The following is a 13,920-nucleotide window of genomic DNA, read 5'->3' on the forward strand; positions in this document are numbered from 1 at the left end:
TGTTATTAAAGTGCCCAGGAGTCTAGCGAGGGATGCCGCAAAGGTGAGTCGCTCTGGCGGCCAGCATGGTGGCCTTGCAGGTCAAACCAGTTCGGGATGCAACTGGGTGAGCATGGGCCAGTCGCGCTGAGCCTCAAGGTCATCACTGAGCAGCTGGAAGCCGGCAAAGTCGAAACCCGGGGTTACCGTGCAACCGACCAGGGTAAACGCTCCGGTGCTGCGCGCCGCCTGCCAGGCATGTGCTGGCACCAGGCGCTGCGGCAGTTGGCCAATAGCCACCGGCCCCAGACGTGCGCAGCGCACCGCATCGGGCTGCTCGGCCAGCAGCAGCTCCAACGGCGCACCTTCATAGAAGTGCCAAAGCTCATCGGCATCCACTCGATGCCAGCGGCTGACCGCGCCGGCCGGCAACAGGAAAATGATCGCCGTGCCACACAGGCGACCGCCATCCAGCTGCGCAGAGGACTCATACAAACGGCGGTAATAACCGCCTTCCGGATGCGCCTGCAGCTGCAGCGTGCTTATCAGTTCCTGCGCGCGTGGGTGCATCAGCCTTGCAGCGCCGCAATAAAGTCGGCCAGCCAGGGCTCGGCGTCGCTTTCCGGAGTCACGCTTTCGCTGCTGTCCAAGCGCAGCATCGGCTGCACTTCACGGATGCCCAGTTCGGCATACAACTCACGCACCAGCTCGCCGCCGCCACAGAAGGTATCGCCATAGCTGGAATCGCCCAATGCAATCACCCCACCCGGCAGCCCGCTCCAGGCCGGCAGATGGTCACGAATGGCGAAGTACAGTGGCTGCAGGTTATCCGGCAACTCGCCCATGCCGGTGGTGGAGGTCACCGCCAGAAACGCCTCGGGGGCAAAGGCCTGAATATCCGCCAGGCTGGCGCGCGGGTTGTGCCAGGCCTCATGGCCGGCGGCGTTGAGCAGGCGCTCGGCGTGGCGGGCAACTTCCTCGGCGGTGCCGTACACCGAACCGGAAAGGATGGCGATCTTCATGCAGAACTCCGAAACAGTCAGAACCAAATCGATAAGCCCGGCATTATGCCGCAAGTAGACAGCCCGCCCGGATGTTTTAGAATGCAGCCGACATAGCCTGGGAAATCGCCTCATGATCAACGCCAAACTGCTGCAACTGGTGATCAACGCCTCCAACGACGGCATCGTGGTGGCCGAACAGGAAGGTGACGACAACATCCTGATCTATGCCAACCCCGCCTTTGAAAAGCTCACTGGCTACGCCAGCGAAGACATCCTCTATCAGGATTGCCGCTTCCTCCAGGCCGGTGACCGCGACCAGCCGGGCCTGGCTGCCATCCGCGAAGCGGTGAAGACGCACCGCCCATGCCGGCAGATCATCCGTAACTACCGCAAAGACGGCACGCCGTTCTGGAACGAGCTGTCGATCACCCCGGTGGTCAATGATGCCGACCAGCTGACCTATTACATCGGTATCCAGAAGAACGTTACCGAGCAGGTCGAGGCGCAGGAGCGGGTCACCCAGCTGGAAGCCGAACTGGCGACACTCAAGGCAGAACTGGCGCGCCTGCAGGCGACGACCGGCAGTAACTAATCCCCAGTGCAGCGGTCACAACAGCTTCTAGGGATTGATGCAGACCGCTTCCATGCAAGAACAGGCACTCCTGACCCAGGCAGAACTGGCCTTTATCCGCCAGCTGCACCAGCCCGCAACCACCGAACAGCGCAGCCAACCGCGCTTGTCGGTGGATATTGGCAAACAGCTCAGCGAGCTGCTCTCACATTGCGCCGTCAATGAGCCGCTGAGCCTGCATGCGCATATCGCCAACCAGCACCTGACCTTCGACCTGCACCTCAGCCAGGATGAGCAGAGCACGCCCTGCCTGCAGCTCAGCGCTCCGCAGATTTTCGATGAAGGTGAGATCAACCGTGCCTGGCGCTCGCCCCTGCCCGAACCGTTACCGCTGCATACGCCCAATGCGCAACCGAGCGACCTGTGGATTCATCAGCTGTCGATGAATGGGGCGTTGATCGAGCATCGGGCCCGGCGTAAGGCGCCCAAGCGCTTTCATCTGGTGTTGCCGGTAGACGAGCACACGCCGATTGCCGTGACTGGGGTTTTCGTCCGTGCAACCGAAGACGGCCTGCTGGCCTACCAGCTGCACACCCTGGACCCGCAAAGCGATGAGCAGCTGCGCCAGTTTATCTACCAGCAACACCTGCAGCAGGAACAACGGCTGCATGCTGGGCGCCGTTGAGCCCCCAACACATTCCGCGCAAATCCCAGACAAAAAAAGACCCGCAATCAGGCGGGCCTAAAGTGCAGGCGAAACGCCTGCAGCAGGGATAAAAAAATCCGATAGCCGAAAATGGGCGGAACTGATGGCTATCGGATTGCGCAGTCGTGTCAGGCAGCAAATTCCTCTTCGTTGAAGGCCATCAGCGTGGCTTTGCCGGCCTTGACCTCAGCCAGCAGGCTGGCGGTTTCAGTCAGGATGCGCGCCATAAAGAAATCCGCAGACTTCAGCTTGGCGCCGTAGAACAGGGTTTCCGTGCTGCCGGCCGCCAGCTTGGCCTTGGCCACCGCAGCCATGCGTGCCCACATCCAGGCCAGGCTGGTCAGGGCAAACAAACGCAAGTAAGGGGTTGCTGCGGCGCCGGCCTGCTCGGGGTCTTTCATCCCCTCGCTGGCAATCCACAGCGTGGCTTGCTGCAACTGATTGAGGGCAGCACCTACCGCAGTGACGTGCTCAGCCTCGGCATTGGCCTTGAGCCAACCTTCGACCAGGGCGAAGTAATTACGCACCGCACGGCCGCCACCCAGACCAAGCTTGCGCCCGACCAGATCCAGCGCCTGAATGCCGTTGGTGCCTTCATAGATGCGGGTAATTCGCGAATCACGTACCAGTTGCTCAATGCCCCAGTCTTCGGTGAAGCCGGAACCACCTAGCACCTGCAGGCCTTCGTTGGCGCAGTTAAAACCTTCATCAGTGAGGAAGGACTTCACAACCGGGGTCAGCAGCTGCACCAGATCATCGGCCTGCTCGCGTACCGCAGGATCTTCGTGATCATGGGCGACGTCTTCATGCAGGCCCGTGAAGTACGCCAGCGCGCGGCAACCTTCGATCATCACCTTCTGGCGCAGCAGCATACGCCGCACATCCGGGTGCACGATGATCGGATCGGCCGGTTTGTCCGCTGCTTTCGGGCCGGACAGCGAACGGCTTTGCAGGCGTTCTTTAGCAAAACCGAGGCTGACCTGATAAGCGCTTTCGGCAATGCCGAGACCCTGCATGCCGACCATCAGGCGCGCCGAGTTCATCATGGTGAACATGCATTTGAGGCCCTTGTTCGGCTCGCCGATCAACCAGCCCTGGGCGCCTTCGAAATTCATCACGCAGGTGGCCGAGCCCTTGATACCCATCTTGTGTTCCAGGCCGCCGCAGAAGGCCGGATTACGGCTGCCATCTTCAAGAAACTTGGGCACTAGGAACAGCGAAATGCCTTTCACGCTGTCCGGTGCATCGGGCAGTTTAGCCAGTACCAGGTGCAGGATATTGTCGACCAGATCGTGCTCGCCGCCGGTGATCCAGATCTTGGTGCCGCTGATGGCATAGCTGCCGTCCGCCTGCGGTACGGCGCGGGTGCGGATCAAGCCCAGGTCGGTGCCGCACTGCGGCTCGGTCAGGCACATGGTGCCAGTCCATTCACCGCTGATCAGCTTCGGCAGGTAGCGCTCCTGCAATTCACGCGCACCATGAGCGGTCAGCGCATTGATCGCGCCATGGGTCAGACCCGGGTACATGCCCAGCGACAGGTTGGCCGAGCAGACCATCTCCTCGACCATCATATTCAGCACATGGGGCAGCCCCTGGCCGCCGAACTCAGGCGAGCAGGCCAGCGCGGTCCAGCCGCCTTCGGCGAACTGCTGATAGGCGGCGCGGAAACCATCCGGGGTTTTTACCGACTTGCTCTGCGGGTCATACGCGCAGCCTTGCTTGTCGCCTGACCCATTCAATGGGGCCAGCACGTTTTCCGCCAGCTTGGCGGCTTCTTCCAGAATGGCGCCACCGAGGTCGTTTCCGAACTCGCGCTGACTAGGCAGCGACTGCAGGGTGGCATAAGCGTCGAGCACCTCGTCAAAAACGAAACGCATATCACGAAGGGGTGCACGATATTGGGTCATGTTGCTGAGTCCTCAAGCTGTACAAGTGGATACAAGCTATACACAAACAAACAATGTATAGCTTTTGTATAGCCTAAAACTCCAGATAGCAAGCAGTTTTCTGTACAAGCTGTACAACTAATCGGAATCAGCAACAAATTGCAGGCAGGCGAAAGCGCAGTTGCCACAACGGCGACTGCGCTTATTCAGGCGTGCTTAATAGAAGAAATCAGGTATCCAGGTGGCCAGCCAGAAACTGCTGCAGGCGGCGCTGCATCAGGCGCCCTTCGTTGCCCAGGCAGGCAATCGGCGAACCGCTGAGGCTTTCCTCGGCCAGATCGGCACCATCGCCGGCCATCACCAGCGGGCAATCCAGCGCCAGCGCCAGACGCGAGAGCACCTTGGGCAAGTCATCACTGGGCGGCTGATTGGAAAACAGCACCAGGGCCTGGGGCTGCATTTTTTCACAGATCAAGGTCAGTTCTTCCAGCGGCTGACCCAGCCCGAGCACACTGACGGCGGTATCGGCGCTGCTCAGCAGCAGCCCAGCCACCAGCAGCTCTAGCTCGCGGCAGTGGCCCGGCAAGGCTGCCAACAGCACACGCTCCTCAACCTGGGCGCGCAACACCTGCAGGCGCTGCAAGGTACGGGCACGCAGGAAGGTATCGAGAAACAGCCATTCACTGGTCTGGCCGTACTCGTCCTGACGCAGCAACAGCTCCTGCCACAGCGGCATGAGGATGTCCTGAAACACCACCGGTAGCGGGTAGCTGGAGAAAATCTGGCCATACAGACGATCCAGGCGCGGCTCATCGAAGGCACTGATGGCGCGGCGCAACTGGGCTTGCCACTCGCCCCACTCGCTGGCGCTGACCTCTTCATAGACCGGTGAACTGGCAGATTTGATCGAGCTGCTTTTGGCCAGAATCTTGCCAACCTTACTCACCGCCACACCGCGCTCGATCCACGCCAGGATGCTGCGCACCGACTCGATATCCACCTGCGAATACAGGCGATGACCGCTGTCGGTGCGGGTTGGCTGGATCAGCCCATAGCGCCGCTCCCAGGCCCGCAACGTGACCGGATTGACGCCGGTCAGGCGCGCCACCTCACGGATAGGAAATAACTCTTCCTGCTTGAGGGCACTCGAAACGAGGGACGCAGTACCAACGTGATCGGACATGGGCGCAGGTATCACAGAAAAAATGTTGCACGCATTGTAACTCAGCTATTTCCGGCATACTTTGTACAAGACTTATACAAAGAGTTAGACCATGAACAAGCAACCCTGTTGGCCCCTGACCCTCTTCTACGATGGCGACTGCCCGTTGTGCGCCCGCGAGATCCAACTGCTGCGTCAGCGTGCCGATGTGCAGCGCCTGTGCCTGGTCGATATCGGCCTCAACGACTTTCATCCCGAGTCCGTCGGCCACAGCCGAGAAACCCTGCAGAACCGCCTGCATGCCCGCTTCGCCGATGGCCAATGGGTGACCGGCCTTGATGCCACGCTGTGGAGCTGGCGTGCAGCCGGCCTCGAGCGTTGGGCCGCGCCGCTGGCTTGGCCGGCATTACGGCCGCTGCTGGAGCTGGGTTACCGACTGTTCTGCCGGCTACGCCCACACCTCGACTGGCTGCCCCACCCGGACGCCAGCCGGCGCTGCAGAAACGCCACCTGCACTGCCAGCAGAAACCCGCGATAAGCCATCAGCGCAGCTTGATCCACAGCCCTGGATCAGGCTCAAGCAAGGCCGGGCGAGCAATAATTTCATCGTGGCTTTCCGGCTGCAGCAACAGCATCTGCCGCACGCCGCAACGACGCAGACGCGCCTTGAGCAATGCCAATCCAGGCCACAGCGCTCGCCCCGCCGCATACTCCAACGTGCGCACGCCGCCAGCCTTGCCTACCACCTGCACCTTGTAGCCACAACAGCGCAGGGTGAGCACCTCGACATGGCGCACCCGCCCACACAGCACCGCAATGCTCAACTGCCAAGGCTTCATAACGGCACATACCTGTACAAGAAAACCAACCTTGTACACGATAAAAACAATTTTATTCAGCCCTCCCGAACAAAAAATACCGATACAGCTCAATGAAATAGGCTAAATGATGTGGAATAGACCAGTACCCGCACAGGCCGCATGGTTGTACAAAGCCTATTGCTGGTATAACTTTACTTCTGGTTCAGTCGAGGCCGCGCCCTACTGGTCAGGTAACCCGGCACAGCGTCGCTGAACCCACCCTTTTCTTCTGTCGAGTCGAGCATGAGCGCCAGCGCCGCCCCTATCCTGATAACCGGAGCCAGCCAGCGTATCGGCCTGTACTGCGCCGAACGCCTGCTTGATGATGGTCACGCCGTGATCGTCAGCTACCGCAGCGAGCGCGATGGCCTTGCTGCGCTCAGGCAGCGCGGCGCCCTGGCCCTGCAGGCGGACTTTGCCAGCGAAGCCGGCATCCTGGCGTTTATCGAACAGCTCAAGAACCACACCGACAGCCTGCGCGCCATTGTGCACAACGCCTCCGACTGGCTGGTGGAGGCGCCGGGCGAAGAAGCGGCGGCCTTCCAGCAACTGTTTAGCGTGCACATGCTCGCGCCCTACCTGATCAACCTGCATTGCCAAGCGCTGCTGGCGCGCTCAACGCCGGCCGATATCGTGCATATCAGCGATGACGTGGCGCGCAAAGGCAGCGCCAACCGGCCGGCCTACTGCGCCAGCAAGGCCGGACTGGACAGCCTGACCCTGTCGTTTGCCGCGCGCTTCGCCCCACAGATCAAGGTCAACGGCATCGCCCCGGCGCTGATCCTATTCAACCCGGACGACGACGCCGACTACCGCAGCAAAACCCTGAACAAATCGGCACTGGGCATCGAACCCGGGCCGCTGGTGATCTACCAAAGCTTGCGCTACCTGCTCGACAACCCCTACGTCACCGGCACCACACTGACTGTCAACGGCGGCCGCCATCTCAAATGAGCCTGGCCGCGAGGACCCTGTAATGACCCCAGAACTGCCCGACCACTACCGCGAGATTCTCCTCGGCGTTGGTGAAAACCCCGAACGTGAAGGCCTGCTGGACACGCCCAAACGCGCCGCCAAGGCCATGCAGTACCTGTGCAACGGCTACCACAAGAGCCTTGACGAAGTGGTCAACGGCGCACTGTTCGAGTCGGATAACGACGAGATGGTGATCGTCCGTGATATCGAGCTGTACTCGCTGTGCGAGCACCACTTGCTGCCCTTTATCGGCAAGGCTCACGTGGCCTATATCCCCACCGGCAAGGTGCTCGGCCTGTCGAAAGTGGCGCGCATCGTCGATATGTTTGCCCGCCGCCTGCAGATCCAGGAAAACCTCACCAAACAGATCGCCGATGCGATCCAGCAGGTTACCAACGCCGCTGGCGTGGCCGTGGTGGTTGAGGCCAAACACATGTGCATGATGATGCGCGGCGTGGAGAAGCAGAATTCGGTGATGACCTCCTCGGTGATGCTTGGAGCCTTCCGCGAATCCTGCAACACTCGCCATGAATTCCTGCAACTGATCGGACGGAGCAAGTAATGCCGCGACTGGAACCTGGGATGGCGCGCATCCGCGTCAAGGACCTGCGCCTGCGCACCTACATTGGCATCAAGGAAGAGGAGATCAACAACAAGCAGGACGTGTTGATCAACCTGACTATCCTCTATCCCGCCGTGGAAGCGGTGCGTGATAACGATATCGACCACGCCCTCAACTACCGCACCATCACCAAGGCAGTGATTAGCCACGTCGAAGGCAACCGCTTCGCCTTGCTAGAGCGCCTGACCCAGGAAATCCTCGACCTGGTGATGGGAAATCAGGCGGTATGTTATGCCGAAGTGGAAGTGGACAAGCTGCACGCCCTGCGCTTTGCCGAATCGGTGTCGATCACCCTCGCCGGGCACCGTTAAGCAACAGGCTGAAAAATTGCTCAGATGATTCCCGGTGCGTCCTGCGCCGGGTCGTTGCCGCCAGGCGGGCATGCTCTTATCATCGCCGCCACGCACTCCCGCCTGCCTTTAGAGAGCATCGCCATGACCGAGCAAGAACGCCTCGAACTTGAAGCCGCCGCCTTTCGCAGCCTGGTGCAGCACCTGCGCTCACGCCCGGATGTGCAGAACATCGACATGATGAATCTCGCCGGTTTCTGCCGTAACTGCCTGTCCAAGTGGTTCAAGGCCGCCGCCGACGATATCGGTGTGGCCATCACCCCGGATGAGGCGCGTGAAGAGGTCTACGGCATGCCGTATGCCGAGTGGAAAGCCAAATACCAGAAGGAAGCCAGCGCCGAGCAGCAGGCCGCCTTCAGCAAAGGAAACAAGTAATGAGCAACCTCACCGACTTTCGCGCCAAGCTGCGCGGCGAGCACTTCACCTTCGCCGAAACTCTGGCGTTTATCGCCGAGCACTACCAATACCAGCCCAGCGCCTTCAGCAATGGCAATGTGGCCAACGCGGCCGGGCAGAACGAAGGCTCGTGCAAAACCCTCGGTCTGGCCCTGCTCGAAGGCCTGAGCCTGGAAGAAACCCTGCTGTGCTTTGGCGAACATTACCGCAGCGTATTGGCCACCCCGAGCGGCAGCGACCACGGCAATATCCGCGCACTGATGGACACCGGCCTGACTGGTGTACGTTTCGAGCAACCGTCACTGCAGCGCAACAGTTTGTAATCACTCGACAGACCAAGCGTGCAAGTTCTTGCGCAACTGTCGGCAAAAGCTGACAGACATCACACTTAAATCCCCCTATGCTGCGCGCCATTACTTGAACGAGAACACCAGGGAAGGTGCTCCGTGCAGCGTCATTGCCGCGCCTCCCCGGTTTCTCCAACCTTACCTGGCTTGGAGTCGCTGAAATGCAGCAGACCTTGGTATGGAAACCATGGCACAACCCCGGCGTGGAAAACCTGCGCCTGAACATCGATGAACACGGCATCAACGCCACCAGTCATCTGATGCAAAGCCTGCAAGGCCACAGCATCGCTGCCACCTACGTGCTCAACTGCGACCCACGCTGGCGCTTTCGGCGCCTGTGGCTGAAGGTCGACAACCACGGCCAACGCAGCCTCAACCTCAAGCGCGATATCCGTGGCAACTGGTTCCACAACGGCGAACCACGCCCGGACCTCAGCGAATGCCAGCAGGTGATGCTCTCCGAATCGCCTTTTACCCACACCCCAGCCCTGCAGCGCTGCGCCCTGGAAACCGGGCAGAGCGAACTGATGCAAGTCGCCTACGTCGACCTGCTGACGCTCAAGGTGGAAGCACGCAGCCAGCGCTACCAGCGCCTGCGCGAAGAAGGCGGGAGAACCCTGTACCGCAGCGAAGCGCAGGGCAAAAAGAGCAGCGAACTGACCGTCGACGAGCATGCCCTGCTGGTCAAAGCCAGCGATCAGTTTCTGCGCATGAGTTCGCGGGATTTGAAGTTGAATACTTGGGTCTAAGCAGACAGCAGATAGAAAAAAGCCTCGAATCAATCGAGGCTTTTGGCATTCTCAGACCTACTGACCGTCGAGATAACGCTCCACATCCAGCGCCGCCATGCAGCCGGCCCCGGCCGAGGTGATCGCCTGGCGGTAGACGTGATCAGCCACATCGCCGGCAGCAAAAACGCCCGGTACGCTGGTGGCGGTAGCATTGCCTTCACGGCCGCCGTTGACCACCAGATAGCCGTCCTTCAGCGCCAGTTGCCCCTCGAACAACGAGGTGTTCGGCGTATGGCCGATGGCGACGAACAGGCCGTCAACGCTCAGCTCATCAAAGCTGCCATCGTTGTTCTTCACCCGCACGCAGGTCACGCCCATGTTGTTGCCGAGCACTTCATCCACCTCGGCATTCAGCTTGAGGACGATCTTGCCTTCGGCGACCCGCGCCTGCAGCTTGTCCTGCAGAATTTTCTCGGCGCGGAAGGTTTCACGGCGATGCACCAGGGTCACCTTGCTGGCGATATTGGCCAGGTACAGCGCCTCTTCCACCGCAGTATTGCCGCCACCGACCACCGCTACATCGCGGTTGCGGTAGAAGAAACCATCGCAAGTGGCGCAAGCGGAAACACCCTTGCCCATAAAGCTTTCTTCACTTGGCAGCCCCAGGTAACGGGCGCTGGCACCGGTGGCGATAATCAACGCATCGCAGCTGTAAGTGCCACTGTCGCCAACCAGGGTGAACGGCTTGCCGGCCAGGTCCACGGCATTGATATGGTCGTAAACAATTTCCGTCTCGAAGCGCTCGGCATGCTCCTGCATGCGCTGCATCAGCGCAGGGCCAGTCAAGCCATGCACATCACCCGGCCAGTTATCCACCTCGGTGGTGGTGGTCAGTTGGCCGCCGGCCTGCAGGCCGGTGATCAGCAGCGGCTTAAGATTGGCCCGTGCGGCGTAGACCGCAGCGCTGTAGCCGGCAGGGCCGGAGCCCAGAATGATCACGCGGGCATGACGATCAGCAGACATCAACAGCTCCTCCCGGCAATGCCGGCAGCAATAAAAAGGGACTTTCGCGAGGACCTAGGGGAAGGTAATAAGGTCGAAAGCCCCACAAAGGGATGCTGCGCAGCCTATGCCTGCCCGACGCACTGCGGAAATATGCTTTGCCAATACTGTGCATAGGCAAGCGCTATAAGCGCACACCGGCAATCGTTAGCGCCCGTTGCAGAGGCTTTCACCTGCCACACAAAGCCGGTAAGGTCGGCGCGACTTCAACCTCGCGGAGACTCTCCCCATGCCCGCTCCCGTACTGACCGGCCCGCAATACCTCAGCGAAGGCCTGAAACTGGTGCTGAGCCCTGGCCTGCGGCTGTTTGTGCTGCTGCCCCTGACGATCAACCTGATCCTGTTTATTGGCCTGATTTACCTGGCCTTGCAGCAGTTCGGCGGCTGGGTCGATACCTTTATGCCCAGCCTGCCGAGCTGGCTGAGCTTTCTTGAATACGTGCTGTGGCCGCTGTTTGTGGTGCTGGTACTGCTGATGGTGTTTTTCAGCTTCACCCTACTGGCCAATATCATCGCTGCGCCGTTTAACGGCTTTCTTGCGGAGAAGGTCGAGGTGGTGGTGCGCGGCGAAGACCCGTTCCCAGCCTTCCGCTGGGGCGAACTGATTGAAATGGTGCCACGCACCCTGGGCCGCGAAATGCGCAAGCTGGGCTACTTTCTGCCGCGCGCCATTGGCCTGCTGATCCTGAGCTTTATCCCGGTGGTCAACCTGATCGCGGCGCCGCTGTGGCTGCTATTTGGCGTATGGATGATGGCGATTCAGTACATCGACTACCCGGCAGACAACAACAAGATGAGCTGGCAGGACATGCTCGCCTGGCTGCGGGAAAAGCGCTGGCAGAGCCTTGGATTTGGCGGCATCACCTATGCAGCGCTGTTGGTGCCAGGACTGAATATCCTGATGATGCCGGCAGCCGTGGCTGGCGCCACGGTGTTCTGGGTGCGTGAACGCCAGGAGCAGGCGCTCACGCCCGCCCCCTGAGTCCTTTCGCTGCAGGCTAGTGTCGTATCAACGATCAAGTATCGTGGAGCCCCATGCGGCGTTAGCCAACGGGTTGTAGGAGCCGGCCATGCCGGCGATTCGCACGCATGGCGTGCTCCTACAGGTTTGCAACAGTTGAACCCTGTCATGACACTAGTTGCGCTCCAGTACCACGCGCAGCGCCTGCATCGAAGCCTGGGATTCACGCTCGATACGCCGACTCAGCAGCAGGCGGTTGGCCAGGCGCATCAGCGCACCGTCGAAACCGTATTCCAGGGTGCGGACAAACTCGCAACCGCCCTCCACTTCTATGCATTCGTAGGTCAGCAGCAGCCCCAGGCCGTGATCGCCTCGGGCGCTGGCCTGCCAGCGGCGTGCCGGCTGGTAGTCGAGCACATCCCAGCGCAGATGGCCGGCGCGGCCACCGGCGTGGATATCTTCCTCAAATACTTCACCGGCGAGCAACGCGCCCTCGCGGCCCCCATCACTTACATAGATGCGTAACGACGACGGGTGCCATTCGGGCCAATGCGCCGGGGCGGCGGCATAGCTCAGCACCGCGTCCGCAGGGCGGGCGATATGCACGCGATGCTGCTGGCGGTTCTGCTGATACGTCGGCTCCGGCTCCCAGTGCAGGGTGCCGTACAGCCAGTCCATCAGCGGATGGACGATGCCGAAGTTGCGCGAATGCATCAGCTCACGGCGATGGTGCAACGCATGCAGGCGGCGCATCTGGCGAATCCACGGCAACCGCGCGACAGGGTGCTCGGCCGGTAGATGCTCGCAGGCATGCACCACCTCGTAGCTCATATACCCCAGCAGCATGCTGCCGACGAACAGCGCCGCCAGGTTGCCGTCGAGGTGCGCCAACAGCCACCAGATGCCCAGCAGCGGCAGGCTATAGAGCACGATCAGCCAGGCGGGAAAGAGGATCACCCGCCAGTCACGCGGCGTCTCGTAGCGCATCTGGCCTTCGATGAAAAAGCTGTGGTGATCGCCGGTGTGGCGCTTGTAGAACAGCTGGCCGAAGCGCGTCTTGTTGTGCCCCAGACGCTTGTGCACCTGGTACTCGCCCCAGCTGAAGAACACCAGAGTCAGCGGTACCAGCAGCCACTGCCAGAGCGCCACCGCGTCCAGCGTGCGCCACAGCAGGCTTATACAAGTCAGGCCGTAGGCCAACACAAAGCCGGCATGCAGCCAGGGGTTGTACAGCGGGTGGATGGCATCCCGATAACGTGTGCGGAAAGCCTGGGCATTGTCGTTGTTATAGGCCACGGCATGACTCCTGTGCGGATTGACAGCAGTCTAGGCGCGGCCAGATCATTCCGATAATGGATATTCAGAAAGAGCATTATTCTTGATAACGAATTTGCGTCAGCTCGACCTCAACCTGCTGCTGGTCTTCGATGCGCTGATGCAGGAAGGCAACCTGACCCGCGCTGCCGAACGCCTGCACCTGAGCCAGTCGACGGTGAGCAACGCCCTCGCCCGCCTACGCCAGCAACTGGGTGAAGAGCTGTTCCTGCGCACCGCCCGTGGCCTGACCCCCACCGCCCGCGCCCAGGCTCTGTATGTGCCGGTGCGCCAGGCGCTGCGCCTGCTGCAGACAGGACTGGGCCCGGCCGAGCCGTTTGACCCGCAAACGCCGCATGCCTTCAGCCTGTCGCTTAACGACTACGCGCAAGCCGCGCTGCTGCCCATGTTGCAGGCGCATCTGACGCGAGTCGCCGCACAGGTCGAGCTGCTGGTGCAAGCCGATGATGCCGACAGCCTGGTGCAGCGTTTGGAAAGCGGCGCGCTGGACCTGGCCATCGACTACCTGCACTTCGATTCGCCCGACCTGCATTACGCGCCGCTGCGCGAAGAACCGCTGGTGGCCATCGGCCGCGCCGGCCACCCAGCCTTTGCCGGCGGGCTGAGCCTTGAGGATTACCAGCAGGCGCGGCATATCACGGTAACCCCACGCGCCGGACGTGGCTCGCCGCTGGAAATCGTCCTCGGCTCGGCCAGGGTGCGCCGGCAGGCGGCGCTGCATCTACCCAACTACCTGCCGATCCCAGCCATCGTCGCTCAAACCGACCTGCTCGGCACCGTGCCCGCGCGTCTGGCCGAAGCCTTCGCTCCGGTGCATGCGCTGGAAATCGCGCCGCTGCCCTTCGATATGCCGCCGGTGCAGGTCAGCTTGATCTGGCATCAGCAACAGCACCTCGACCCGGCGCACACCTGGCTGCGCCAACAGCTGATCGAACTGCTCGACTGAAATACAAACGCAACCAAAGCGTCACAG

At 61.0% G+C, this 13,920-nt stretch carries 18 protein-coding genes; 11 read left to right on the forward strand and 7 right to left on the reverse strand.

Going from position 1 to position 13,920, the window contains the following annotated elements; genetic code table 11:
• Positions 1 to 81: 81 nt before the first annotated feature.
• Together Q8O69_RS17575 and Q8O69_RS17580 are read right to left on the reverse strand one after the other, a co-directional pair.
• A complete protein-coding gene (locus tag Q8O69_RS17575; RefSeq protein ID WP_305593508.1) occupies positions 82 to 549 on the reverse strand; it encodes a cupin domain-containing protein in 468 nt (155 codons plus the stop codon).
• Positions 549 to 1,001, reverse strand: a complete 453-nt coding sequence (locus tag Q8O69_RS17580; RefSeq protein WP_305593509.1) for a flavodoxin — start codon at positions 999 to 1,001, stop codon at positions 549 to 551. The genes Q8O69_RS17575 and Q8O69_RS17580 overlap by 1 nt, the downstream gene beginning before the upstream one ends.
• Before the next feature lie 112 nt (positions 1,002 to 1,113).
• On the opposite strand from Q8O69_RS17580, the gene Q8O69_RS17585 reads away from it, so the two are divergent.
• Both Q8O69_RS17585 and Q8O69_RS17590 read left to right on the forward strand, forming a co-directional pair.
• Positions 1,114 to 1,575, forward strand: a complete 462-nt coding sequence (locus tag Q8O69_RS17585) for a PAS domain-containing protein (RefSeq protein WP_305593510.1) — start codon at positions 1,114 to 1,116, stop codon at positions 1,573 to 1,575.
• Positions 1,576 to 1,627: 52 nt separating this feature from the next.
• Positions 1,628 to 2,239 carry a PilZ domain-containing protein gene (locus tag Q8O69_RS17590; protein ID WP_305593511.1) on the forward strand — a complete coding sequence of 204 codons (612 nt, stop codon included), beginning with the start codon at positions 1,628 to 1,630 and terminating at the stop codon, positions 2,237 to 2,239.
• 149 nt (positions 2,240 to 2,388) lie between these two features.
• On the opposite strand, the gene Q8O69_RS17595 is transcribed toward Q8O69_RS17590, so the two are convergent.
• Entirely contained in the window at positions 2,389 to 4,167 is a 1,779-nt protein-coding gene (locus Q8O69_RS17595; protein WP_305593512.1) for an acyl-CoA dehydrogenase C-terminal domain-containing protein, read from the reverse strand.
• Between the two features lie 208 nt (positions 4,168 to 4,375).
• Positions 4,376 to 5,329 carry a MerR family transcriptional regulator gene (locus Q8O69_RS17600; RefSeq protein ID WP_305593513.1) on the reverse strand — a complete coding sequence of 318 codons (954 nt, stop codon included), beginning with the start codon at positions 5,327 to 5,329 and terminating at the stop codon, positions 4,376 to 4,378.
• Between the two features lie 91 nt (positions 5,330 to 5,420).
• On the opposite strand from Q8O69_RS17600, the gene Q8O69_RS17605 reads away from it, so the two are divergent.
• Positions 5,421 to 5,846, forward strand: a complete 426-nt coding sequence (locus Q8O69_RS17605; RefSeq protein WP_371136172.1) for a thiol-disulfide oxidoreductase DCC family protein — start codon at positions 5,421 to 5,423, stop codon at positions 5,844 to 5,846.
• Between the two features lie 4 nt (positions 5,847 to 5,850).
• Here Q8O69_RS17605 and Q8O69_RS17610 read toward each other — a convergent pair whose 3' ends face one another.
• A complete protein-coding gene (locus tag Q8O69_RS17610) occupies positions 5,851 to 6,147 on the reverse strand; it encodes a hypothetical protein (RefSeq protein ID WP_305593514.1) in 297 nt (98 codons plus the stop codon).
• A gap of 264 nt (positions 6,148 to 6,411) precedes the next feature.
• Here Q8O69_RS17610 and folM point away from each other — a divergent pair, with 264 nt between their 5' ends.
• From folM to Q8O69_RS17640, 6 genes are all read left to right on the forward strand, one after another.
• Complete coding sequence (folM, locus tag Q8O69_RS17615; protein ID WP_305593515.1) at positions 6,412 to 7,122, forward strand: dihydromonapterin reductase; 711 nt, start codon at positions 6,412 to 6,414, stop codon at positions 7,120 to 7,122.
• A gap of 22 nt (positions 7,123 to 7,144) precedes the next feature.
• Positions 7,145 to 7,705 (forward strand): GTP cyclohydrolase I FolE, encoded by a 561-nt coding sequence (folE, locus tag Q8O69_RS17620; protein ID WP_275963323.1) that lies wholly within the window; start codon positions 7,145 to 7,147, stop codon positions 7,703 to 7,705.
• Positions 7,705 to 8,076, forward strand: a complete 372-nt coding sequence (folX, locus tag Q8O69_RS17625) for a dihydroneopterin triphosphate 2'-epimerase (protein ID WP_275963324.1) — start codon at positions 7,705 to 7,707, stop codon at positions 8,074 to 8,076. The genes folE and folX overlap by 1 nt, the downstream gene beginning before the upstream one ends.
• Before the next feature lie 123 nt (positions 8,077 to 8,199).
• Positions 8,200 to 8,490, forward strand: coding sequence for a DUF1244 domain-containing protein (locus Q8O69_RS17630; RefSeq protein WP_305593516.1), 291 nt, complete (start codon positions 8,200 to 8,202; stop codon positions 8,488 to 8,490).
• Positions 8,490 to 8,834 carry a HopJ type III effector protein gene (locus Q8O69_RS17635; RefSeq protein WP_305593517.1) on the forward strand — a complete coding sequence of 115 codons (345 nt, stop codon included), beginning with the start codon at positions 8,490 to 8,492 and terminating at the stop codon, positions 8,832 to 8,834. Before Q8O69_RS17630 ends, Q8O69_RS17635 begins: the two co-directional genes overlap by 1 nt.
• A 185-nt stretch (positions 8,835 to 9,019) precedes the next feature.
• On the forward strand, positions 9,020 to 9,607 hold the full coding sequence (locus Q8O69_RS17640) for a putative glycolipid-binding domain-containing protein (protein WP_275963327.1): 588 nt from the start codon (positions 9,020 to 9,022) through the stop codon (positions 9,605 to 9,607).
• A gap of 57 nt (positions 9,608 to 9,664) precedes the next feature.
• Here Q8O69_RS17640 and trxB read toward each other — a convergent pair whose 3' ends face one another.
• Positions 9,665 to 10,612, reverse strand: coding sequence for a thioredoxin-disulfide reductase (trxB, locus tag Q8O69_RS17645; RefSeq protein WP_305593518.1), 948 nt, complete (start codon positions 10,610 to 10,612; stop codon positions 9,665 to 9,667).
• A 268-nt stretch (positions 10,613 to 10,880) separates the two neighbouring features.
• Here trxB and cysZ point away from each other — a divergent pair, with 268 nt between their 5' ends.
• Positions 10,881 to 11,633 (forward strand): sulfate transporter CysZ, encoded by a 753-nt coding sequence (gene cysZ / locus Q8O69_RS17650; RefSeq protein ID WP_305593519.1) that lies wholly within the window; start codon positions 10,881 to 10,883, stop codon positions 11,631 to 11,633.
• Positions 11,634 to 11,786: 153 nt separating this feature from the next.
• Here the strand turns inward: cysZ and Q8O69_RS17655 are convergent, their stop codons facing one another.
• Complete coding sequence (locus Q8O69_RS17655) at positions 11,787 to 12,908, reverse strand: SRPBCC family protein (RefSeq protein WP_305593520.1); 1,122 nt, start codon at positions 12,906 to 12,908, stop codon at positions 11,787 to 11,789.
• 82 nt (positions 12,909 to 12,990) lie between these two features.
• Here Q8O69_RS17655 and Q8O69_RS17660 point away from each other — a divergent pair, with 82 nt between their 5' ends.
• Complete coding sequence (locus tag Q8O69_RS17660; RefSeq protein ID WP_305593521.1) at positions 12,991 to 13,893, forward strand: LysR family transcriptional regulator; 903 nt, start codon at positions 12,991 to 12,993, stop codon at positions 13,891 to 13,893.
• The last annotated feature ends 27 nt before the right edge of the window (positions 13,894 to 13,920 follow it).

It is taken from the genome of Pseudomonas sp. (assembly GCF_030690725.1).
GTDB lineage: Bacteria > Pseudomonadota > Gammaproteobacteria > Pseudomonadales > Pseudomonadaceae > Aquipseudomonas.

Excerpts from the sequence above, each read along its gene's own strand:
- Q8O69_RS17600 (WP_305593513.1), bottom strand. The coding sequence starts at position 5,329 with ATGTCCGATCACGTTGGTACTGCGTCCCTCGTTTCGAGTGCCCTCAAG.
- Q8O69_RS17630 (WP_305593516.1), top strand. The coding sequence starts at position 8,200 with ATGACCGAGCAAGAACGCCTCGAACTTGAAGCCGCCGCCTTTCGCAGC.
- Q8O69_RS17640 (WP_275963327.1), top strand. The coding sequence starts at position 9,020 with ATGCAGCAGACCTTGGTATGGAAACCATGGCACAACCCCGGCGTGGAA.
- Q8O69_RS17610 (WP_305593514.1), bottom strand. The coding sequence starts at position 6,147 with ATGAAGCCTTGGCAGTTGAGCATTGCGGTGCTGTGTGGGCGGGTGCGC.
- Q8O69_RS17595 (WP_305593512.1), bottom strand. The coding sequence starts at position 4,167 with ATGACCCAATATCGTGCACCCCTTCGTGATATGCGTTTCGTTTTTGAC.
- cysZ (WP_305593519.1), top strand. The coding sequence starts at position 10,881 with ATGCCCGCTCCCGTACTGACCGGCCCGCAATACCTCAGCGAAGGCCTG.
- trxB (WP_305593518.1), bottom strand. The coding sequence starts at position 10,612 with ATGTCTGCTGATCGTCATGCCCGCGTGATCATTCTGGGCTCCGGCCCT.
- Q8O69_RS17605 (WP_371136172.1), top strand. The coding sequence starts at position 5,421 with ATGAACAAGCAACCCTGTTGGCCCCTGACCCTCTTCTACGATGGCGAC.
- Q8O69_RS17635 (WP_305593517.1), top strand. The coding sequence starts at position 8,490 with ATGAGCAACCTCACCGACTTTCGCGCCAAGCTGCGCGGCGAGCACTTC.
- Q8O69_RS17585 (WP_305593510.1), top strand. The coding sequence starts at position 1,114 with ATGATCAACGCCAAACTGCTGCAACTGGTGATCAACGCCTCCAACGAC.
- folM (WP_305593515.1), top strand. The coding sequence starts at position 6,412 with ATGAGCGCCAGCGCCGCCCCTATCCTGATAACCGGAGCCAGCCAGCGT.
- folX (WP_275963324.1), top strand. The coding sequence starts at position 7,705 with ATGCCGCGACTGGAACCTGGGATGGCGCGCATCCGCGTCAAGGACCTG.
- Q8O69_RS17590 (WP_305593511.1), top strand. The coding sequence starts at position 1,628 with ATGCAAGAACAGGCACTCCTGACCCAGGCAGAACTGGCCTTTATCCGC.
- Q8O69_RS17580 (WP_305593509.1), bottom strand. The coding sequence starts at position 1,001 with ATGAAGATCGCCATCCTTTCCGGTTCGGTGTACGGCACCGCCGAGGAA.
- Q8O69_RS17575 (WP_305593508.1), bottom strand. The coding sequence starts at position 549 with ATGCACCCACGCGCGCAGGAACTGATAAGCACGCTGCAGCTGCAGGCG.
- folE (WP_275963323.1), top strand. The coding sequence starts at position 7,145 with ATGACCCCAGAACTGCCCGACCACTACCGCGAGATTCTCCTCGGCGTT.